Genomic DNA, 19,747 nt, shown 5'->3' with positions numbered 1-19,747 from the left:
TTCCTTTATGGGCAAAGCCCTTTCCCCAATAGACCTGTCGCCGACTTTCAATTGTTACGAATCCCTATCGGTGCTACACTCCTGCAATATTGAGAATTGTTCGCATTAACGTTTCCGTTGTTGTTGATGCGCTGTCTTGGTGTCTCTCATAAAAAAACAGGAGTTTCGATGCGGATTCACTCTCTCTTGCGCGGCACGGCGCTGATTGCCGCCGCGGCAGCGGCGTGCTCGGCCAGCGCGGCCGAATACCCGATCGGCAAGCAACAGATCCAGGGCGGCATGGAAATCGGCGCGGTCTATCTGCAGCCGATCACCATGGAACCCGAAGGCATGATGCGCAAGGCGTCCGACTCGGACGTCCACCTCGAAGCCGACATCCACGCGGTCAAGAACAACCCGACCGGTTTCGCCGAAGGCGACTGGATGCCTTATCTGCAGGTCCACTACGAACTCTCGAAGCCGGGCTCGAACTACGTGCAGAAGGGCGATCTCATGCCGATGGTCGCGAACGACGGGCCGCATTACGGCGACAACGTCAAGCTGGCCGGCCCCGGCAAGTACCACCTGAAGCTGATCGTCGAAGCGCCGATGCAGACCGGTCACATGGCATTCGGCCGTCACGTCGACAAGGAAACGGGCGTGGGCCCGTGGTTCAAGCCGTTCACGCTCGAATACGACTTCCCGTTCGCGGGCATCGGCAAGAAGGGCGGCTACTGATCGCGCGGAACTCAGGCAGGAACAACGGATGACTGGAATCAGAAAGATGGCGGCGCTCGCATTCGCCGCGGCGCTCGTTGCGCCGCTGGCAGGCGTCGTGCATGCCGAGGATCTGCCGACGTTCAGGCTGGAAATGGCCGACGGCAAGCTGAACCCCGCGCGCATCGACGTGCCGGCGGGCAAGCGCGTCAAGATCGAGGTGCGTAACACGGGCAAGGGCGCGGTGGAGTTCGAGAGCGTCCAGTTGCGCAAGGAAAAGGTGCTGGCGCCTGGCGCGGAATCGTTCGTCGTCATCGCACCGCTCGATCCGGGCGAATACAAGTTCTTCGACGACTTTCATCAGCAGGCGCAGGGCGTGATCGTTGCCAAATGAGCGTTGCCCGATGAGCGTTGCGGCATGACCGGCGGCGCCGGTTGCAGGAGAGTGGAATGGGTCAGGTGATGTTCATCGTGTGGCGGGAGAGCGTCGAGGCGCTGCTCGTCGTCGGCATCCTCTATGCGTGGCTGAAGAACGGGGACGCCGACGCGCGGCGCGGCCTGCCCTATCTGTGGGGCGGCGTGGCGCTCGGGATCCTCGCGGCGGTTGCGCTGGGCGCGGCGCTGGTCGGGTTCACCGAAGTGCTTTCCGGTGATGCGCAGGACGACTTCCAGATTGCGATGGTGCTCGTCGCTTGCGTACTGATCGTGCAGATGGTGCTGTGGATGAAGCAGCACGGGCGCACGCTCAAGCGCGAGATGGAGGCGTCGCTCGAAAAGACCGCGCGCGACGCGAACTGGTGGGGCGTGACCGTGCTGGTCGCGCTCGCCATCGCGCGCGAGGGCAGCGAAACGGTGATTTTCCTCTATGGCCTCGGCTTCGGGCAGTCGGGGCACGTAGCGGCGAGCCAGTACTTCGCCGTACTGATCGGCCTCGCACTCGCGTTCCTCACGTTCTATGTGCTGCAGTTGGGCGGCAAGGTGTTCTCGTGGCGCCAGTTCTTTCGCGTCACCGAAATCATGCTGCTGTTCCTCGGCGCGGGTCTGTTCCAGACCGGTGTGGACAAGCTGATCGACAAGGAAATCCTGCCGACGCTCGTCGATCAGGTGTGGAATTCCTCGGCACTGCTTGATGATTCGGGCACCGTCGGCTCGCTCGTCGCAACGCTCACCGGCTATCGCGCGCATCCCGCGCTCATGAACCTGGCTGCGTATGCCGCGTACTGGTTCATGGTGGGGTTCCTCGTGCGGCGCGCCGGCGGCCGGGCCGCCGCGAGCCAGAGGAAGGCGGCGTGAGCTGTGGTTCGGCCCGGCCGGCCGCGCCGCGTGGCAAGCTCGCGCTGGCCGGGCAGTGGATGCAGCGGCACGGTGCGGCGATCCGCGCCGTGCAATGGGTCGTCGTCGCGATCTATGCGTTCCTGATCCTCGTGCCCGCGGCAATGCCGCTGCCCGACGACACCGCGCATCTCTGGAACAATCTCACGCTCGCCGCGCAGTTCGTCTTCTGGGGCATCTGGTGGCCGTTCGTCCTGCTTTCGATGGTGATGCTCGGGCGCGTGTGGTGCGGCGTGCTATGCCCCGAAGGCGCCCTCACCGAATTCGCGAGCCGGTTCGGCCGCGGCGGGGCGATTCCGCGCTGGATGCGCTGGGGCGGCTGGCCCTCCGTCGCCTTCGGGCTCACCACGATCTATGGGCAGATGGTGAGCGTCTATCAGTACCCGAAAGCGGTGCTGCTGGTGCTGGGGGGATCGACGCTCGGCGCGATGGTGATCGGCTTTTTGTACGGACGCGAAAAGCGCGTCTGGTGTCGCTACCTGTGCCCCGTCAACGGGGTTTTCTCGCTACTGGCGCGTCTCGCGCCGTTTCACTACAAGGTCGACGAGGACGCCTGGCGCCGTTCGTACACGGCGGGAGAGCACGGCGGCCAACGCGTCATCCCCATCAACTGCGCGCCGCTCGTGCCGCTGCGCAACATGAAGGGTGCCGCCGCCTGCCATATGTGCGGCCGCTGCGCGGGTCACCGCGACGCCATCGATCTCGCGTGGCGTTCGCCGGCCGAGGAGGTGGTCGGGCTCGGCAACCGGCAGGCGAGCGGCTGGGATACGGCGCTGATTCTCTACGGACTCCTCGGGATCGCCATCGGCGCGTTTCACTGGACTGCCTCGCCGTGGTTCATCGGTCTCAAGCAGGCCGCTGCGGGCTGGCTCATCGACCGCAACATCGTCTGGCCGCTCGACACGAACGCGCCGTGGTTCCTGCTCACGCATTATCCTGAGCAGAACGATGTGTTTTCATGGCTCGACGGCACGATGATCGTCGGCTATATCGTCGCGACGGGGCTCGTCTACGGCACCGCGCTGTTTGCCCTGCTCGCCGGCGCGAGCGCACTCTTCGGGCGTTTCGACATGCGCCGGCTGCACCATTTTGCTCAGGCGCTGATTCCGCTCGCGGGCGCGGGCGTATTCCTCGGACTTTCGGCGACCACGCTGTCGCTCCTGCGCGCGGAGCACGTCCCGCTCGGCTGGGCATCGGACGTGCGACTTGCGATTCTCGGCATATCGAATATGTGGAGTGGCTGGCTTGCGTGGCGGGTGAGCGGCCGATACAGTCAATCGCTCTGGCAACGCGTTCCGGCGACGACGGTCTTCGTCGCCGCGCTTGCCGTGGTCGACAGCGCGTGGTGGCTCATGTTTTGGGGCTGGACACGCTGACCGGCCGTTCAACGTTCAACCGATCGGAGAGCGAACCATGCGTACCAGGGTAGCACTGACTGACGAAGACATCGTGAAAATGGGCGACGCGGCCGTTGCGTACGCGCGGGCCAACGAGTGGAACGTGACGATTGCCATCGTGGACGAAGGCGCGCACCTGCTGTGGCTGCGCCGACTCGACGGCGCAGCGCCCGTGTCGGCCGAAATCGCGGCGTCCAAGGCCCGCACTGCCGCGCTCGGGCGTCGCGAGAGCAAGGTCTACGAGGAAGTGATCCGCCAGGGACGCACCGCGTTCCTCAGCGCACCGCTGCCGGCGATGCTGGAGGGCGGGGTGCCGATCGTCGTCGACGGAGACGTGATTGGCGCCATTGGCGTCTCGGGCGTGAAGTCCGATCAGGATGCGGCTGTAGCACGCGCGGGCATCGGTGCTATCGGCGTCGAATGAGAACAAAAAAGTGGCGTGGCTGGCTGCGACGGCTGCCTTGAAGAATGTCTGCACGAAGGGGTCTAGATCTCGCGTGCAAGCCGTCGTGACTGGCTACTGCCCCAACGCCTCTCAGGGAGGCGGTCCCCACAATACCCGGTACGTACTACTTGGTGAGGATCAGCTTGCCAAGGCGCGTGGCCCGCAACTGATACGTCTCGCCGTTATGCATGATGCTCACGTGGCTGCGGCCTTGCAGCAGCGCCGTGCTGTCGAGCGTCCGCTCAGGGTTCGCGGCCCGCGCTGTGCCGGCCGCCTCCGCGTTCCTGCGTGCCGGTGCGGACGGCTTGTTCGCCGGTGCCGTTCTGGCTGGCGTGCCGCGCGCAGCGGTCAGCGCCGAAGCACTGGTCGCGCTGCCGGCAGAACTACCTGGGTGGCGCAAGCTGAGCGTGGGTGAGCGGTTGAAGTCGGTCATGGTCGTGACGTCTTTCTCGATAGGATGAGGTGATTCTAAATGATAACCATTCCTATTTTCAACTGTAAGAAATTGATCGGATTGACGCGGCGATAGTCTTTGGGGGGCAGGGGAGCGCGGCACGAGAGGCCGCGCACGGGGCGTTCAGTGCCGCGCCTCGGGGTCGTCGAGACCGAGCACGTATTGGCGGATCAGCCGCACGGTGTCGATATCCGATTCGCGATAAGCCGACTTCACGATCTCGGACGTCTGCCGGTCGTCTTCGGTATCGGCGGTGGGCAGCGTGGTGCGGTAGTCGAAGCGCAGGAATAGCTGCGTTTCCTCCGGCTCTTCGATGGTCATGGTGAGCGAGCCGCCCACGTAAGTGTCGGTCGCGGCGATGTCGTAGCGCACGCTTCGGTCGGGCGTGAGCGTGACATGGTCGCGCACCGTGGCGTGGCCATAGTGCAGCTCGCGCTCCAGGGTGTTGCCTTCGCGCGCGAGGATCGTGCAACTGTCGAGGCCGAGCACGAACAGTTGCGGCTGCTCGGCGCGCAGTACGAGACCTTCCCAGAGCTGCGCGCGCGTCATGGGCTGGACGAGCGGATTCGACGGGTCGTTGATCTGGACAAGATGTTCGAAATTCAAGGTCGGCGGTTTCCTGTGGCTATGTCCTGGTGTCTGCACCGCCGCTCATACGGCTGAGAGGCCCGTGCGGATCGCGATCGTGTTCGTGAGCACCTTGTGGACCGGGCAGGCGTTCGCGATTTGCAGCAGCCGTTCTCGCTGCTCGTCGCTGAGCGCGCCTTCCAGCACGATCTGGCGGTCGATGGTCGTGCCTGCGTTGCCGGTTTCCATCGAGAGCTTCACGCGCACGCCCTCCAGCGGCCATTCCTTGCGCTGCGCGTACATCTTCAGCGTGATCGACGTGCAGGCGCCGAGGCTCGACAGCAGCAGCGAGAACGGCGAGGGACCGCGGTCGCCGCCGCCGAGCGAGGCGGGTTCGTCAGCGATCCAGGTGTGGGTGCCGTCGTCGAATTGAACCTGGTAGTCGGTCGAGCCGATCTGGGCGGTAACGGTGGGTTCGGCCATGAGCTCCTCGCGGGCGGTGCGGACAGGGGATGGGGCGCACGACGCGCCCCTCGAACCGCTATTTTAGTGCGAGATGCGTCCCATGCGCCCGGCCTGGTAGTCGAGCACGGCCTGGCGGATCTCGGCTTCGGTGTTCATCACGAACGGGCCATAACGCACCACCGGCTCGTTGAGCGGCACACCGCCGATCAGCAGCACCTCGAGCGGCTCCGTGGCGTCGTCCGGCGCGGCAAGGACGACCGAATCCCCGTCATTGGCGAAGGCCACCATCTGCTGAGCCTCGATGCGCTCGCCCGCGGGCCCGTAGTTGCCGCTGCCCGAGAGGGCATAAGCAAACACGCGCCACTCGCGCGGCACTGGCTGCTCGACGCGGCCGCCCGGCGCGATCGTGAAGTGCTGGTAGAGGATGGGCGTGCGCGTCTCGATCACGGCTTTCGCGCCGAGCGCCTCGCCGGCGATCACCTTCACCGAAACCTTGCCGTCCGCCGAACGGCCCACCGGAATGCGCGCGCTCGGGATTTCCTGATAGCGCGGCGCGATCATCTTGTCGCGCGCCGGCAGGTTGACCCATAGCTGCAGGCCGTGCACGCGGCCGCCGGCGCGCGCGAATTCGGGGTCGGGCATCTCGCTGTGGATCACGCCGGCGCCCGCCGTCATCCATTGCACGTCGCCGGGGGCGAGCGTGCCCGAGTGGCCCGCCGAATCCTTGTGGCCAAAGCGCCCTTCGAGCGCATACGTGACCGTTTCGAAGCCGCGGTGCGGGTGATCGGGCGCGCCCTTGGCCGCGCCCGGCGCATAGTCGACCGGGCCCATCTCGTCGAGCAGCAGGAACGGATCGAAGTCCATCAGCGTTCGCGTGGGAAACGGACGATGGACGATGAATCCAGCGCCCTCGGTGGTGCGAACGGCGGGAAACACGCGTTCGATCGTGCGGGTGGTCGTCATGGATATCACCTCGGAAAAATGGGAATTGCGCGATAAGCGAAACAAAACGCTATTATAGGTAGCCGTTTTGGGCAGTTCGACGGCCTTGACGCAATGGATTGTCCCATCGCTGGAACGACGACATGAAGATCGACTCGCATAACCTGAACGACCTGATGTACTTTTCGCAGGTGGTCGAGCATGGCGGCTTTTCGGCCGCCGAACGCGTGCTCGGCATCTCGAAGTCGCGTCTGTCGCGACGGGTGAGCGAACTGGAGGCATCGCTCGGCGTGCGTCTTCTGCAGCGCTCCACGCGCAAGCTCGCGCTCACCGAAGCGGGCGAGCTTTTCTACCAGCATTGCCGTGCGATGCTCTCCGAAGCGCAGGCGGCCGTGAACGTCGTTCAGTCGCTGCGTTCTTCGCCGCGCGGCACGGTGCGTGTGAGCGTGCCCGTCACGCTCTCGCAGACGATCTTTTCGCAGATCATCCCGGAGTTCATGCACCGCTTTCCGGAAGTGCGCGTGGTGATGCGCGTCACCAACCGCGTGATCGATCTGTTCGAGGATTCCGTGGACATCGCGCTGCGCGTGCGTTCCGAGCCGCCGCAGAACGCGAACATCGTGGTACGGCCGCTGTGGCGGACCGAGCAGATGCTGGTGGGCGCGCCGAGCCTCCTCGCGCAGAACGCGCCGCCGCTCACGCCCGACGACCTCACACGTTTCGAAACACTCGATACGCCGACGGGCGACGGCCGGCATGTATTCCATCTGATCGCTCCGGACGGCAAGCGCCACGCGCACGAACACGAGCCGCGCCTCATCACCGCGGACCTCACGACGATCCGCGAGGCGGTGCTGGCGGGCCTCGGTATCGCGGCGATGCCGGAGATGATGTACGGCGCCGCGCTGCGCTCGGGCAAGCTCTCGCCGGTGATGCCGGGCTGGACGCTGCCGGTGCCGCAGCTCTACGCGGTATTTCTCTCGCGGCAGGGGATGGTGCCCGCGGTGCGCGCGTTCGTGGATTACCTCGTCGAGGTACTCGACGCGGACAAGCACCTGCAGCAGGAGTGCCCGCTACGCAGCGAAATCGAGCCGCTGCTGGAGCAGCATCGCAAGGCGCGGGACGAAGAAAGACGTGAAGCACGAAGCGAGGGAAGAGGCGAGGTACGAAGCGAAGCGGGCATTGCACGCCCCATATCCCGCAGCAAGATCGAAACCGCATGAAGCGTAATGCTCGCCGCCGCGCATTACGCTAATGACTTTTCGCATTTAAGCGTCGCCGGCAATCGTTACTTTCAATGGGCGAAGTCTTGAATGCGAGAGGCGAGAGGAATATATTGAAATCCCTCTCGCCAAGACCGGTCTTGAGCGGGAATTGATGGCCGCTATCATAGCGAGCCTTCAGGGTCGGTAGCGCTGTCCGTGTTGCCCACGGCATGTCGCATGTGTCGACGCGAACTGGCCGACGGTGAGCGTCGATACCGCCCGAATGCGCTGCGTGCGCTCGAAAAAAGGCCTTCATCCGACGATGAAGGCCTTTTACTTTGCACTGCGGAGAATTCGCGGACAGGGCCGGCGCCTGTCGCTAACTGCCCGACGACGCGCTCGACGTTGCGTTCAACGATGTGCGGGATCGGTTACGAAGCCGAGCTTCGTGAGACCGCCGCTCTGCGCCGCCGACATCACCTGCGCCACTTTCTCATAGGCGACCTTGCGGTCCGCGTTCAGATGCAGCTCCGGTTGCGGCTGTGCTTGCGCGGCGGCGGCTATCTTCGTCTGCAGCGTCTTGTCGTCCACGGCCGTGCCGTCCCACAGCACGGTGCCGTCCGCTTCGATCGCAACGTTGATCTGCGCGGGTTTGGTGTCTTCCTTCTGGCTGCTCGCATGCGGCAGGTCGATTTTCACGGCATGACGGATTACCGGAATCGTCACCATGAAAACGATCAGGAGAACCAACATGACGTCGACGAGCGGCGTCATGTTGATTTCGTTCATCAGGCCGTCGTCTTCGTCGCTCATAAAAGGGCTCGTCGCCATGGTGCGCCTCCGCTTCAGTGCGCGCGCGCGGCGACGCGCAGATTGCCCTTCGTCGAGGCAACGCGTGCGCCGGTCACGAAAAACGCATGCAGACCGTGCGCGAAGCGGTTGAGCTTCGTGACGATTGCCTTGTTGGCGCGCGTGAGCGCGTTGTAGGCGAGCACGGCCGGGATCGCGACGAAGAGGCCGAAGGCGGTCATGATGAGCGCTTCGCCCACCGGACCCGCGACGGCATCGATGGAGGTCTGGCCCGTCGCGCCGATCGTGAGCAGTGCGTGATAAATGCCCCATACGGTGCCGAACAGGCCGACGAAGGGCGCCGTGCTGCCGATCGAAGCGAGGATCGCGAGGCCGCTTTGCATCCTGGCGATCGCCTCGTCCATCGTGTCCTTCAGGCAGCGCGTGATCCAGTCGGAGACGTCCATGCGGTCGTGCAGGTGCGGTTGCGTCTGGTGATGATGGTCGGCGGCCTCCTGGCCCGAGAGCGCGAGCGCGAGGAACGGGTTGTCGTCGCGGGTGCCGCTGCCTAGCTTCCTGACGCCGTCGTCGAAGTCGCCGGAATGCCAGAACGATTGCTCGGCGTTCTTCGTGAGGCGCTTCAGACGCATGACGTTCCAGCCCTTCACGAGAATCACGCACCAGGACAGCACCGACATGACCAGCAACGCGAGCGCGATGCCGCGCGTCACGAAATCCCCTTGCGCCCAGACATGGGCGATACCGTAGTTCTGCATTCTCAAGTCCTCGTTATTCAATTCATGAAAGTGATGCGGCGTCGGCGGCTTCAGTCGCTCAGGCTGAAGTCGAAAGGCTGCGTGTAAGCCGCGCGTACCGGCTGGCCGCCTTCCAGATAAGGCTTGCACGAGCTTTCGTGCATGGCGGCGAGCGCGGCGTCGTCGAGGCGGCTGTAGCCGCTGCTCTTCTTCAGTTCGATGCTCTCGACCTGGCCGTTCAGTCCCACCACGAAGCGCACGTAAGCCACGCCGGTTTCGCCGCGGCGTCTCGACAATGCCGGATAGTCGGGCTGCACGATGCGGCAGTCGAGGTGCGAAACGTTCTTCGGCGCGTTGAGCGCCATGGTCGGCTTGCCTGGCTCGGGCGCGGCTGCCGCAGCGGGCGCGGGAGCCGGCGCGGCGGGGGCGGGCGGTGTCGGGGCCGCGGGCGTTTCGACGGCGTGCTGCGACGGCGCATCGGCGACCGGCAGCGGCGTGGGCACTGGCTTGGGCCGCGGCTGAACCACCGGTTTTGCGCGCGTCACGTGCGGCACCGGTTTCGGCGGCGGTGGCGTGGGCGTGGACTGGATCGCGGCGGGGGCGGCCACGGGTTCGGGCTGGATCAGCTCGGCCGTGATCGTGTGCGATTCGAGCGCGAGAGGGGCGGCGGCGTCGCGTTGGGTCAGTACGAACGCAATGAGCGTCGCGTGCAGCGCCACCACGATCGCGGTAGCGGTAATGATACGGCGGTTCATGCGGACGGCGGAGCCCGGCAACGTGCCGGCGGTGGTGGAGAGAGCCTGCATGTTAGCGGGTTTGCCGGAGGAAAGACGGCACCCCGGCAGGCCGATGCGCCGTGTCGGACAGCTTCATTTGCGGAATATCAACAGCGAGATGCACAGGGTAGTCACGAATCCGATCAGCAATTCCATCCCGACCTCCTGAAGAGGGGAACGCGAACTAGCTGGCTGGTCGTGAAACTGGCTTGCTGTCGGCAGGAAGGTGGCGCGAAGCCGGGGAGCCCGGCGCGCGCCGCGGTAGTCAAGCGGCCTTGCGCTCGTAGAACGTGAGGGGTTGCACGGCAGGCACCGCCACCGGATGCGCGTGAGCCACGCCGCAGCGGGTCGCGCAGACGCCGCTTTGGGCCATCACGTCACGAACCGATTCTTCGCACTTGCCGCAGCAGGTCGCCACGCCGAGTTCGAACTGGAGCTCGTCGAAAGAGTCCATGCCTTCAGCGATCGAGGCACGGATCGTCCGGTCGGAAACGGACTTGCAGACGCAGACAATCATGATGAAGCGCGATAGAAAGGGTTAATGCGAATTATTATCATTTTGTTTGATGCGTTTGGCAAGCGCCTTCGCGGAATTTTTGTAACAAAACCGGGCTCTTAGCAGGGATTTTGCTGTTCGCGCGGGTGGGTGGCGAAGCGGCGAATCGGGGGCGGAAGGGAGAGCGCCGTGGGCCGGACGGGCAGGGCTCAGGGCGTTAAAGGGGCCAGAAATGGCCCAAGGAAGGAGGCGCCGCGCCTCAGGCCGCCGAAGCTTCCAGCGCGAGCGTGCGTCGCGACGGAATCTGCACGGTCTCGACCTTGGCGTCGATGCCGAGCAGCGCGGCCGCGAGCGTGCGCAAATGCGCGCCGTCGCTCGTCGAACAGAAGCGCACCGGGGCTGCGTCGGCCGGGCTTGCCGCGCCGGCGGCCGCCGGCGCCAGCAGGCCGTGCTGGTCGAGCATCCGCTCGAGCTGCCGCGCGATAGCCACGCTGGTATCGATCAGCGTCATACGCTCGCCGACGATCGAACGAATCGCCGTATCGAGAAACGGATAGTGCGTGCAGCCGAGCACGAGCGTATCGGCGCTGGCGTCGAGCATAGGCTGCAGATAGCCGCGCAGCAGCGCGAGCAGCTCGGGCGAGCCGACGTCGCAGCGCTCGACGGCTTCCACGAGTCCGTGGCCGGGTTGGCTGAGCACGCGCAGGTCGCCGGCGTGGCGTTCCACGAGCGCCTGAAAACGCGCGCTGCGCAGCGTGACCTGGGTGGCGAGGACGCCCGCCACGCGCGAGCGAGACTGCAGCGCGGCCGGCTTCACGCCCGGCTCCACGCCCACGAGCGGAATCGGCAACTGCCCGCGCACGAGCTCGATCGATTGAGCGGTGGCTGTGTTGCAGGCCACCACCAGCGCTTTCGCCCCCTGCTTGATGAGCCATTCGCCGATGGCGAGCGTGCGGTCGGCGATGAAGTCGTCGTCGCGCTCGCCATAGGGCGCATAGCGCGAATCGGCGACATAGACGATCCGTTCGGCGGGCAGCAGGGCGCGCACCGCGCGCAGCACGGAAAGGCCGCCAAGGCCGGAATCGTAGATGCCGACGGGCGCGGTGCCGGCGAGGGGCGAGTGGTTCAAGGGTTTCGGGGCAGGTTGGAAAAAGCGCATTTCCCTCCCGGGAAAATGCGCCGTGTCGCGAGGACGGTGATCAGGATTCTACCGAACCCATGGCCGACTGCTGGTAGTTCTGAATGCCGACCTTGCCGATGAGATCGATCTGCGTTTCGAGCCAGTCGATGTGTTCCTCGGTGTCGTCGAGAATCTTCACGAAGATTTCGCGCGAAACGAAATCGCGCACGGACTCGCAGTACGCAATGGCTTCCTTGCAGGTGGACTGGGAAATCTGCTCGAGCTTCAGATCGCATGCCAGGATTTCCCCGGTTTCCTCGCCAATCAGGAGCTTGTGCAGGTCTTGCAGATTCGGTAGGCCGTCGAGCATGAAGATGCGTTCGATGAGCCAGTCGGCATGTTTCATTTCCCCGATCGATTCGTCGTATTCGTGCTTGCCGAGCTTTTCGAGGCCCCAGTGCTTGTACATGCGCGCGTGGAGAAAATATTGATTGATCGCGGTGAGCTCGTTCTTGAGCTGGGCGTTCAGATATTCGATGACCTTTTTGTCGCCTTGCATGATTTATTCCTTACCTGGTAGGGCGGAGGTGGGTTCTGGTTCTGAACAATAAACGCTGTGCCTGCAAATGCCAAGACCAAACCGGCATTCCGATCGGACATTCGCGTTGTGCTGAGAATTAATCTCAATCCTTTTCGCGTTAATCAAAAAGGCAAATGAAAAACCGGGGCGCGGAGCCCCGGTTTTGCATATCGGCGTGAGCCGATTAACGAGCTCAGGCCGTCGCGACCGGAATCTTGCCGATCTTCGCCTGCCATTCGGCGGGGCCGGTCTTGTGGACCGACGTGCCCGACGAATCGACCGCAACCGTCACCGGCATGTCCTGCACGTCGAACTCGTAGATGGCTTCCATGCCGAGGTCTTCGAACGCGAGGACCTTCGAGCCGCGGATCGCCTTCGAAACGAGGTAAGCCGCGCCGCCCACGGCCATCAGGTAAGCGGCCTTGTGCTTCTTGATCGCCTCGATCGCGACCGGGCCGCGCTCGGCCTTGCCCACCATCGAGATGAGGCCCGTTTGCGCGAGCATCATTTCCGTGAACTTGTCCATGCGCGTGGCCGTGGTGGGACCTGCCGGGCCGACCACCTCGTCGCGTACCGGATCGACCGGGCCGACGTAGTAGATCACGCGGTTCGTGAAGTCCACCGGCAGCTTCTCGCCCTTGGCGATCATGTCGGCGATGCGCTTGTGCGCGGCGTCGCGGCCCGTGAGCATCTTGCCCGAGAGCAGCAGCGTCTGGCCCGGCTTCCACGAAGCGACTTCTTCCGGCGTGAGCGTGTTGAGGTCCACGCGCTTGCTGGTTTCCGTGTTCGGTTCCCAGTTGACCTTCGGCCAGGCGTCGAGCGACGGCGCTTCAAGCTTTGCCGGGCCCGAGCCGTCCAGCACGAAATGCGCGTGGCGCGTGGCGGCGCAGTTCGGGATCATCGCGACGGGCTTCGAAGCCGCGTGCGTGGCCGTGGCCATGATCTTCACGTCGAGCACGGTGGCGAGACCGCCCAGACCTTGCGCGCCGATACCGAGCGCATTGACCTTCTCGTGCAGTTCCACGCGCAGTTCTTCGATCCAGTCCTTCGGACCGCGTTTGATGATGTCCTGAATGTCGATGGATTCCATCAACGATTCCTTCGCCATCAGCATTGCCTTCTCGGCGGTGCCGCCAATGCCGATGCCGAGCATGCCGGGCGGGCACCAGCCCGCGCCCATTGTCGGCACGGTCTTGAGCACCCAGTCGACGATCGAGTCGGACGGGTTCAGCATCACGAACTTCGACTTGTTCTCCGAGCCGCCGCCCTTGGCCGCAACCTGCACGTCCACCTTGTCGCCCGGCACGATCTCGTAGTGGATCACGGCCGGCGTGTTGTCCTTCGTGTTCTTGCGGCCGCCTTCGGGCGGGCTCACGATCGAGGCGCGCAGCACGTTGTCCGGGTTCAGGTAACCGCGGCGCACGCCTTCGTTGATCATGTCGGTCACGCCCATCGTGGCGCCGTCCCAACGCACGTCCATGCCGACCTTCACGAAGATCGTGACGATGCCGGTGTCCTGGCAGATCGGGCGGCGGCCTTCGGCGCACATGCGGCTGTTCGTGAGGATCTGCGCGATCGCGTCTTTCGCGGCCGGACTCTCTTCGAGTTCGTACGCGCGGCCGAGCGCCTCGATGTAATCCTGCGGATGGTAGTAGCTGATGTACTGCAGCGAATCCGCGATGCTCTGGATCAGGTCTTCCTGTTTGATGACGGTCATGGCTAGCTTCAGTGGGGACGGGGGGTATTGAATCTTGTCGCAGGCGCCGCGCTATTCGGGGGCAACGGCATCGGCCGGCGCCGGATGGCGCGCGGCAAGTTCCTGGTCGTGCTCAGGATGCGGGGGCGCCGCCGGCGGATGCGCGCCGCATGGGCCGGGCGCGCGCTATTGTACAGCGTCGGCGCGCGGGCCCGCCGCGAGCCCGGCAGCTACCCGGAACACCCGGAGCAGACCCGGAGCGAGGGCGTCGGGGCGTCAGGACGCGACGGGCGGCAGCCGCTTCGTCTTGACGCTCGCGAGTGCGACACCGGTGATCACGCAGGCCAGCGCGACGCCGTGCGCGGGCGTGGGCCGTTCGTCGAGGAACACCATGCCGTAAATCGCGGCGGCGACGGGCAGGACGGCCGTGAAGACGCCTGCGATGCTGCCCGGTACGTGGCGGATCCCCTTCATCCAGAGCCAGAACGAGAAGATGCTGGCGGAGAGCCCGTACCAGAGCGCGAGGCCCCAGATGCCGGCGGGTACGGCCGGATAATCGAACGACAGTGCGTAAGGCAGCCCGACTGGCAGCATCAGCAGAAAGCCGAACAGGTGCGTGTACGCGCAGATGTCGATGGGTTCGAGCGTTTGCGTGAGGCGGCGCGAGAGGATCACGTAGAGCGATTCGCAGCAGACTGCGCCCAGCACCATCAGATTGCCGGCGAGCGATTGCGGCGAGCCGCCGTCGGCATGGGCGAGATTGATGACCGCAATGCCCGCGATGGCGAGCGCGATCGACGCCAGCGCGCGTGCGTCGGGCCGCTCGCGCAGGAAGCACCACGAGAAGAGGGCGACCACGGCCGGAATGGTGCTCGTGATGACGCCCGCCGCGACGGCGCTCGTGCGATGGACGCCGCCGAGCATGAGCAGTGTAAACCCGAATGTGCCGAACAGCGCCTGCAGGAACAGATTGATCCATTCGCCGCGTTTCACGCGTTGCATTTTCGCGGCGCGCAACAATGGCGCGAGCACCGCAAGGGCGATCACGAAGCGCAGCAGCGCAAAGAGCGGAACGGGGATGAAGGCGACGATCGATTTGCCGATGCCGACGTTGCTGCCCACGAGGAGCATCGCGGCGACGAGGAAAAGAGAATAGCGGTTCAAGCTGGAATCCGGGCACACAGTTCAGTTAGCATTCTAAATGCCCGCTTACTACGGCGTCACACACTTGTCTGGCATTTGCGTTGCGCGGCTGCGATGCTGCGTGCGTAAGTGGCCGGTAAGTTGCTACGCTTAACCTAGGCGAAATGGACGGGGCGGCCATGCCGGCTGTCCATGTATGCTGCATTGCCGCATCGCCACTCGTGCAAATCGGCGCGGGTCGGAGTGGGGCGACGCGGATCGCCACGGTTCGCGGCGCGTGCAGCGGGAACAAGAGCGCCTTCGCCATGCCGGCCCCACGCGGGACCGTGCCGGGGCGAGGGGCACAGGGAGACGGCGCGTGGTCCGCGACTGAAGCGCGGCACGCGTCCACGGCTTTTACGTTTCATCTTCACCAAGGGGTTGTCGATGTCTGCGATTGAATCGGTTCTTCACGAGCGCCGCGTTTTCGCGCCTTCCGAGCAAGCGGTGGCCAATGCCACGGTGTCCGGCATGGATGCCTGGAAGGCGCTCGTCGCCGAAGCCGAACGCGATTACGAGGGCTTCTGGGCGCGCCTCGCGCGCGAGACCCTGACGTGGCAGAAGCCGTTCACCAAGGTGCTCGACGAGTCGAAGGCGCCCTTCTACACGTGGTTCGAGGACGGCGAACTCAACGCCTCGTACAACAGCCTCGACCGTCACGTCGAAGCGGGCAACGGCGAGCGCGTTGCCGTGATCTTCGAAGCCGACGACGGCACCGTCACGAATGTCACCTATAAAGACCTGCTCGCGCGCGTCTCGCGCTTCGCGAACGCGCTCAAGAAGCGCGGCGTGAAGAAGGGCGACCGCGTGGTCATCTACATGCCGATGTCGGTCGAAGGCATCGTCGCGATGCAGGCCTGCGCGCGCATCGGCGCGACGCATTCGGTGGTGTTCGGCGGGTTCTCCTCGAAGTCGCTCAACGAGCGCATGGTGGACGTGGGCGCCGTGGCGCTCATCACGGCCGACGAGCAGATGCGCGGCGGCAAGGCGCTGCCGCTCAAGAACATCGCCGACGAAGCGATCGCGATGGGCGGCTGCGAGGCCGTGCAAAGCGTGATCGTCTACCGGCGCACGGGCGGCAAGGTTGCGTGGCACGAGGGCCGCGACTGCTGGATGCACGAGCTTTCGGCCGCCGAGAGCGACACCTGCGCGCCGGTGCCGGTGGGCGCCGAGCATCCGCTCTTCATCCTCTACACCTCGGGCTCGACGGGCAAGCCCAAGGGCGTGCAGCACAGCACGGGCGGCTATCTGCTGTGGGCCGCCCAGACCATGAAGTGGACCTTCGACTGGAAGCCCACGGACGTGTTCTGGTGCACGGCCGATATCGGCTGGATTACGGGCCACAGCTACATCGCCTACGGGCCGCTCTCGATCGGCGCGACCCAGGTGGTGTTCGAAGGCGTGCCCACGTATCCGAACGCAGGCCGCTTCTGGGACATGATCGGGAAGCACAAGGTCACGGTGTTCTACACGGCGCCCACGGCGATCCGTTCGCTGATCAAGGTCTCGGAAGCCGATGCGAAGGTGCATCCGAAGAGCTATGACCTCTCGTCGCTGCGCATTCTCGGCACGGTGGGCGAGCCGATTAATCCCGAAGCCTGGGTCTGGTACTACGAAAACGTGGGCGGCGCGCGCTGCCCGATCGTCGACACCTGGTGGCAGACCGAAACGGGCGGCCACATGATCACGCCGCTGCCGGGCGCGACGCCGCTCGTGCCGGGCTCGTGCACGCTGCCGCTGCCGGGCATCATGGCCGCGATCGTCGACGAAACGGGCCAGGACGTGCCGAACGGGCAGGGCGGCATTCTCGTGGTGAAGCGTCCGTGGCCTTCGATGATCCGCAACGTGTGGGGTCAGCCCGAGCGCTACAAGTCGGGCTACTTCCCCGAGGAACTGGGCGGCAAGCTCTACCTCGCGGGCGACGGCAGCGTGCGCGACAAGGATACGGGCTACTTCACGATCATGGGCCGCATCGACGACGTGCTGAACGTCTCGGGCCACCGCCTCGGCACGATGGAGATCGAGTCGGCGCTCGTGGCCAATCCGCTCGTGGCGGAAGCGGCCGTGGTGGGCCGCCCCGACGACACGACGGGCGAAGCCGTGGTGGCGTTCGTGGTCCTCAAGAGCGCGCGCCCGCAGGGCGAAGCGGCGGTCAAGCTCGCCAACGAGTTGCGCGCCTGGGTGGGCAAGGAGATCGGGCCGATCGCCAAGCCGCGCGACATCCGTTTCGGCGAGAACCTGCCGAAGACGCGCTCGGGCAAGATCATGCGCCGTCTGTTGCGCTCGCTCGCGAAGGGCGAGGCCATCACGCAGGATGTCTCGACGCTCGAGAATCCCTCGATTCTCGACCAGCTCGGCGAATCGCTGTGAGCCCGGGGCCGGCGCCAGCGCCGGCCTCGCGCAAATGGGGTTCCCAGGTTTTTCCCGATTTCCGGCCATGCGCGTTTTTGCTACATAGGCGCATGGCCGCGCCACACTCCGCACCCCAGAACAACGTCAATCCCCTGCCTGAGCCGCCGCCGGTCAGCGAGGCGATGGCGCTCGCGCATCGGCGCTACTGGCGCTTCAACCTCACGCTGATCGCGGCGCTCATGACGATCGGCTTCGCGGTCTCGTTCGTCGTCCCGATCTTTGCCCGCGCACTCGCCGGCGTGAGCTTCGCGGGTTTCTCGTTGCCGTTCTATTTCGGCGCGCAAGGCGCGATTCTGGTCTATGTGCTGCTCGTCGCCCTCTATATCGTGCTGATGCAGCGCGCCGACCGCGCGCTGCAGGCCGCGCTCGAAGCCGATCTCGCGATTCGCGAGGCCAGCAAGGCGCCGCCGCGATGAAGCTCGCGCACCGGCTGATCCGCTCGTACTCGCTCTACACGCTCGGCTTTCTCGCCTTCGTGTTCGTGATGTGGCGCATCGAGCTCTCCACCGGCCCCGGCATGTGGATCGGCTATGTTTTCCTGTTCGTGCCGATCGCCGTCTATGCCGTCATCGGGCTGCTCTCGCGCACCTCCGACCTTGTCGAATACTACGTGGCGGGGCGCCGCGTGCCGTCGTTCTTCAACGGCATGGCCACGGCCGCCGACTGGCTTTCGGCGGCCTCGTTCATCGGTCTGGCCGGTTCGCTCTACGCCACCGGCTACGACGGCCTGGCTTACATGATGGGCTGGACCGGCGGCTACTGCCTCGTGGCATTCCTGCTGGCGCCTTACGTGCGCAAGCTCGCGCGTTACACCATCGCCGACTTCCTCGGCACGCGCTTTTCGAGCAATCTCGTGCGCGCGCTTGCCGTGCTCGCGACCATCATCTGCTCGTTCGTCTATCTCGTCGCGCAGATCCAGGGTGTGGGGCTGATCGCGACGCGCTTCATCGGCGTGGACTTCGCCATCGGCATCTTCTGCGGACTCGCGGGGATACTCGTGTGCTCGTTTCTCGGCGGCATGCGCGCGGTGACGTGGACGCAGGTTGCGCAGTACATCATCCTGATCGCCGCGATCCTGATTCCCGTTTCGCTGATCGCGCATCGTGACGGATTGAGCTGGCTGCCGCAGGTCGACTACGGCCGCCTGATGGAGCGCATGGAAACCCTGGAGGGCAAGGTGCGCGACGCGAACGCCGAGCAGAGCGTGCGCGACGCGTACCGGCAGCGCGCGGCACTGTGGCAGACGCGGCTCGACACGCTGCCGCAGTCCTGGGTGGAAGAGAAGACCCATCTCGCGGACTCGCTCGCCGACCTGCGCCGCCACAACGGGCCGCTGCGCCAGATCGATACGCTCGAGCGCGACCTGGCGGTATTCCCGCGCGACGCGGAAACGGCGCGCATGGTCTGGACGCAGCAGCGCGACGACCTGCTCGCGCGGGCGGCCACGCCCGTGCCGATGAACGAGCCATTCCCGGCCGATAACGAGGCGACGCGGCGTCTGCACGAACGCAACTTCCTTTCGCTCCTGCTCTGTCTTTCGCTGGGCACGGCGAGTCTTCCGCATATTCTCACGCGCTACAACACGACGACGACGGTGGCTTCCGCGCGGCGCTCGGTGGGCTGGACGCTGTTCTTCGTCGCGATCTTCTATCTGACCGTGCCGGTATTGGCCGTGCTGATCAAGTACGAGATCCTCTCGCATCTGGTGGGACAGCGCTTCGACGACCTGCCGCGCTGGGTGATGCAGTGGCGGCGCATCGAGCCGTATCTCATCGGCATTGCCGACGTGAACGGCGACGGCATCGTGCGCTGGGGCGACATCCAGATGCAGCCCGATATGGTCGTGCTGGCCGCGCCCGAGATCGCGGGACTGCCGTATGTGATGTCGGGGCTCGTTGCCTCGGGGGCGCTGGCGGCCGCGCTTTCGACCGCCGACGGACTGCTGCTCACGATCTCGAACGTCCTCTCGCACGACGTCTACTATCACATGGTCGATCCCGAGGCTTCGAGCCAGCGGCGCGTGACGATGTCGAAGATCCTGCTGCTCGGCGTGGCGCTTTTTGCCTCGTGGGTGGCGTCGCTCAATACGGGGAACATCCTGTTTCTCGTGGGGGCGGCGTTCTCGCTGGCGGCGTCGAGCCTCTTTCCGGTGCTCGTGCTCGGCGTGTTCTGGAAGCGCACCACGCGGCTTGGCGCCGTTGCGGGAATGACCGCGGGGCTGGCGGTGTGCATCTACTACATCGTCGCGACCTATCCGTTCTTCACGCAACTGACCGGCTTCGAGGGCGGCCGGTGGTTCGGCATCGATCCCATCAGTTCGGGCGTGTTCGGCGTGCCGGCCGGCTTTCTCGTGGCGATCGGCGTGAGTCTGCTGGACCGGCGGCCGGACGCTTATACGGTTGCGCTCGTGGACTATATCCGGCACCCCTGAGCGGCGG

Annotated in this window: 21 protein-coding genes; 9 read left to right on the top strand and 12 right to left on the bottom strand. The window is 65.1% G+C overall.

What is annotated here, in order from left to right; all coding sequences use genetic code 11:
- The first annotated feature begins 168 nt into the window (after positions 1–168).
- The 5 genes from V8683_RS09315 to V8683_RS09295 are packed head-to-tail and all read left to right on the top strand — an operon-like array spanning position 169 to position 3,849.
- Entirely contained in the window at positions 169–717 is a 549-nt protein-coding gene (locus tag V8683_RS09315) for an iron transporter (protein WP_411189075.1), read from the top strand.
- 28 nt (positions 718–745) lie between these two features.
- Positions 746–1,090 (top strand): cupredoxin domain-containing protein, encoded by a 345-nt coding sequence (locus tag V8683_RS09310; protein ID WP_411189076.1) that lies wholly within the window; start codon positions 746–748, stop codon positions 1,088–1,090.
- A gap of 56 nt (positions 1,091–1,146) precedes the next feature.
- A complete protein-coding gene (locus V8683_RS09305; RefSeq protein ID WP_411189077.1) occupies positions 1,147–1,989 on the top strand; it encodes an FTR1 family iron permease in 843 nt (280 codons plus the stop codon).
- A gap of 59 nt (positions 1,990–2,048) precedes the next feature.
- Entirely contained in the window at positions 2,049–3,404 is a 1,356-nt protein-coding gene (locus V8683_RS09300) for a 4Fe-4S binding protein (RefSeq protein WP_411190517.1), read from the top strand.
- A 37-nt stretch (positions 3,405–3,441) separates the two neighbouring features.
- Positions 3,442–3,849: a GlcG/HbpS family heme-binding protein gene (locus V8683_RS09295; RefSeq protein ID WP_411189078.1), complete on the top strand. Its 408-nt coding sequence runs from the start codon at positions 3,442–3,444 to the stop codon at positions 3,847–3,849.
- 145 nt (positions 3,850–3,994) lie between these two features.
- Here V8683_RS09295 and hemP read toward each other — a convergent pair whose 3' ends face one another.
- From hemP to V8683_RS09275, 4 genes are all read right to left on the bottom strand, one after another.
- Complete coding sequence (hemP, locus tag V8683_RS09290; RefSeq protein WP_411189079.1) at positions 3,995–4,303, bottom strand: hemin uptake protein HemP; 309 nt, start codon at positions 4,301–4,303, stop codon at positions 3,995–3,997.
- A gap of 144 nt (positions 4,304–4,447) precedes the next feature.
- Positions 4,448–4,930: an SRPBCC family protein gene (locus V8683_RS09285; protein WP_411189080.1), complete on the bottom strand. Its 483-nt coding sequence runs from the start codon at positions 4,928–4,930 to the stop codon at positions 4,448–4,450.
- Between the two features lie 45 nt (positions 4,931–4,975).
- A complete protein-coding gene (locus V8683_RS09280; RefSeq protein ID WP_411189081.1) occupies positions 4,976–5,374 on the bottom strand; it encodes an OsmC family protein in 399 nt (132 codons plus the stop codon).
- 63 nt (positions 5,375–5,437) lie between these two features.
- Complete coding sequence (locus V8683_RS09275) at positions 5,438–6,319, bottom strand: pirin family protein (protein WP_411189082.1); 882 nt, start codon at positions 6,317–6,319, stop codon at positions 5,438–5,440.
- A gap of 122 nt (positions 6,320–6,441) precedes the next feature.
- Between V8683_RS09275 and V8683_RS09270 the strand changes: the two genes are divergently transcribed.
- A complete protein-coding gene (locus tag V8683_RS09270; RefSeq protein ID WP_411189083.1) occupies positions 6,442–7,521 on the top strand; it encodes a LysR family transcriptional regulator in 1,080 nt (359 codons plus the stop codon).
- A gap of 393 nt (positions 7,522–7,914) precedes the next feature.
- Here the strand turns inward: V8683_RS09270 and V8683_RS09265 are convergent, their stop codons facing one another.
- The 8 genes from V8683_RS09265 to V8683_RS09230 all read right to left on the bottom strand — a co-directional run bounded on the left by V8683_RS09265 (position 7,915) and on the right by V8683_RS09230 (position 14,879).
- Positions 7,915–8,334 carry an ExbD/TolR family protein gene (locus V8683_RS09265; protein ID WP_411189084.1) on the bottom strand — a complete coding sequence of 140 codons (420 nt, stop codon included), beginning with the start codon at positions 8,332–8,334 and terminating at the stop codon, positions 7,915–7,917.
- Positions 8,335–8,348: 14 nt separating this feature from the next.
- Positions 8,349–9,068 (bottom strand): MotA/TolQ/ExbB proton channel family protein, encoded by a 720-nt coding sequence (locus V8683_RS09260; protein ID WP_411189085.1) that lies wholly within the window; start codon positions 9,066–9,068, stop codon positions 8,349–8,351.
- Between the two features lie 50 nt (positions 9,069–9,118).
- On the bottom strand, positions 9,119–9,853 hold the full coding sequence (locus V8683_RS09255) for an energy transducer TonB (protein ID WP_411189086.1): 735 nt from the start codon (positions 9,851–9,853) through the stop codon (positions 9,119–9,121).
- 235 nt (positions 9,854–10,088) lie between these two features.
- Entirely contained in the window at positions 10,089–10,340 is a 252-nt protein-coding gene (locus V8683_RS09250) for a (2Fe-2S)-binding protein (protein WP_411189087.1), read from the bottom strand.
- 238 nt (positions 10,341–10,578) lie between these two features.
- Positions 10,579–11,478, bottom strand: a complete 900-nt coding sequence (murI, locus tag V8683_RS09245) for a glutamate racemase (RefSeq protein ID WP_411189088.1) — start codon at positions 11,476–11,478, stop codon at positions 10,579–10,581.
- 40 nt (positions 11,479–11,518) lie between these two features.
- Positions 11,519–11,998 (bottom strand): bacterioferritin, encoded by a 480-nt coding sequence (gene bfr, locus V8683_RS09240; protein WP_411189089.1) that lies wholly within the window; start codon positions 11,996–11,998, stop codon positions 11,519–11,521.
- 214 nt (positions 11,999–12,212) lie between these two features.
- Positions 12,213–13,736, bottom strand: a complete 1,524-nt coding sequence (locus V8683_RS09235; RefSeq protein ID WP_411189090.1) for a fumarate hydratase — start codon at positions 13,734–13,736, stop codon at positions 12,213–12,215.
- Positions 13,737–13,991: 255 nt separating this feature from the next.
- Positions 13,992–14,879, bottom strand: coding sequence for a DMT family transporter (locus V8683_RS09230; protein WP_411189091.1), 888 nt, complete (start codon positions 14,877–14,879; stop codon positions 13,992–13,994).
- A 405-nt stretch (positions 14,880–15,284) separates the two neighbouring features.
- On the opposite strand from V8683_RS09230, the gene acs reads away from it, so the two are divergent.
- The 3 genes from acs (at position 15,285) to V8683_RS09215 (ending at position 19,740) form a co-directional block, all read left to right on the top strand.
- On the top strand, positions 15,285–17,267 hold the full coding sequence (gene acs / locus V8683_RS09225) for an acetate--CoA ligase (RefSeq protein ID WP_411189092.1): 1,983 nt from the start codon (positions 15,285–15,287) through the stop codon (positions 17,265–17,267).
- Between the two features lie 92 nt (positions 17,268–17,359).
- Positions 17,360–17,725, top strand: coding sequence for a DUF4212 domain-containing protein (locus V8683_RS09220; protein WP_411189093.1), 366 nt, complete (start codon positions 17,360–17,362; stop codon positions 17,723–17,725).
- Positions 17,722–19,740: a sodium:solute symporter family protein gene (locus tag V8683_RS09215; RefSeq protein WP_411189094.1), complete on the top strand. Its 2,019-nt coding sequence runs from the start codon at positions 17,722–17,724 to the stop codon at positions 19,738–19,740. Before V8683_RS09220 ends, V8683_RS09215 begins: the two co-directional genes overlap by 4 nt.
- The last annotated feature ends 7 nt before the right edge of the window (positions 19,741–19,747 follow it).

Source organism: Paraburkholderia sp. AV2, from assembly GCF_054968425.1.
This window is presented reverse-complemented; position numbering and strand designations above follow the sequence as displayed.

Coding starts and splice junctions, on each gene's coding strand:
- V8683_RS09315 (WP_411189075.1), top strand. CDS start 169: ATGCGGATTCACTCTCTCTTGCGCGGCACGGCGCTGATTGCCGCCGCG.
- V8683_RS09310 (WP_411189076.1), top strand. CDS start 746: ATGACTGGAATCAGAAAGATGGCGGCGCTCGCATTCGCCGCGGCGCTC.
- V8683_RS09305 (WP_411189077.1), top strand. CDS start 1,147: ATGGGTCAGGTGATGTTCATCGTGTGGCGGGAGAGCGTCGAGGCGCTG.
- V8683_RS09300 (WP_411190517.1), top strand. CDS start 2,049: ATGCAGCGGCACGGTGCGGCGATCCGCGCCGTGCAATGGGTCGTCGTC.
- V8683_RS09295 (WP_411189078.1), top strand. CDS start 3,442: ATGCGTACCAGGGTAGCACTGACTGACGAAGACATCGTGAAAATGGGC.
- hemP (WP_411189079.1), bottom strand. CDS start 4,303: ATGACCGACTTCAACCGCTCACCCACGCTCAGCTTGCGCCACCCAGGT.
- V8683_RS09280 (WP_411189081.1), bottom strand. CDS start 5,374: ATGGCCGAACCCACCGTTACCGCCCAGATCGGCTCGACCGACTACCAG.
- V8683_RS09275 (WP_411189082.1), bottom strand. CDS start 6,319: ATGACGACCACCCGCACGATCGAACGCGTGTTTCCCGCCGTTCGCACC.
- V8683_RS09270 (WP_411189083.1), top strand. CDS start 6,442: ATGAAGATCGACTCGCATAACCTGAACGACCTGATGTACTTTTCGCAG.
- V8683_RS09265 (WP_411189084.1), bottom strand. CDS start 8,334: ATGGCGACGAGCCCTTTTATGAGCGACGAAGACGACGGCCTGATGAAC.
- V8683_RS09260 (WP_411189085.1), bottom strand. CDS start 9,068: ATGCAGAACTACGGTATCGCCCATGTCTGGGCGCAAGGGGATTTCGTG.
- V8683_RS09255 (WP_411189086.1), bottom strand. CDS start 9,853: ATGCAGGCTCTCTCCACCACCGCCGGCACGTTGCCGGGCTCCGCCGTC.
- V8683_RS09250 (WP_411189087.1), bottom strand. CDS start 10,340: ATGATTGTCTGCGTCTGCAAGTCCGTTTCCGACCGGACGATCCGTGCC.
- murI (WP_411189088.1), bottom strand. CDS start 11,478: ATGCGCTTTTTCCAACCTGCCCCGAAACCCTTGAACCACTCGCCCCTC.
- bfr (WP_411189089.1), bottom strand. CDS start 11,998: ATGCAAGGCGACAAAAAGGTCATCGAATATCTGAACGCCCAGCTCAAG.
- V8683_RS09235 (WP_411189090.1), bottom strand. CDS start 13,736: ATGACCGTCATCAAACAGGAAGACCTGATCCAGAGCATCGCGGATTCG.
- acs (WP_411189092.1), top strand. CDS start 15,285: ATGTCTGCGATTGAATCGGTTCTTCACGAGCGCCGCGTTTTCGCGCCT.
- V8683_RS09220 (WP_411189093.1), top strand. CDS start 17,360: ATGGCCGCGCCACACTCCGCACCCCAGAACAACGTCAATCCCCTGCCT.
- V8683_RS09215 (WP_411189094.1), top strand. CDS start 17,722: ATGAAGCTCGCGCACCGGCTGATCCGCTCGTACTCGCTCTACACGCTC.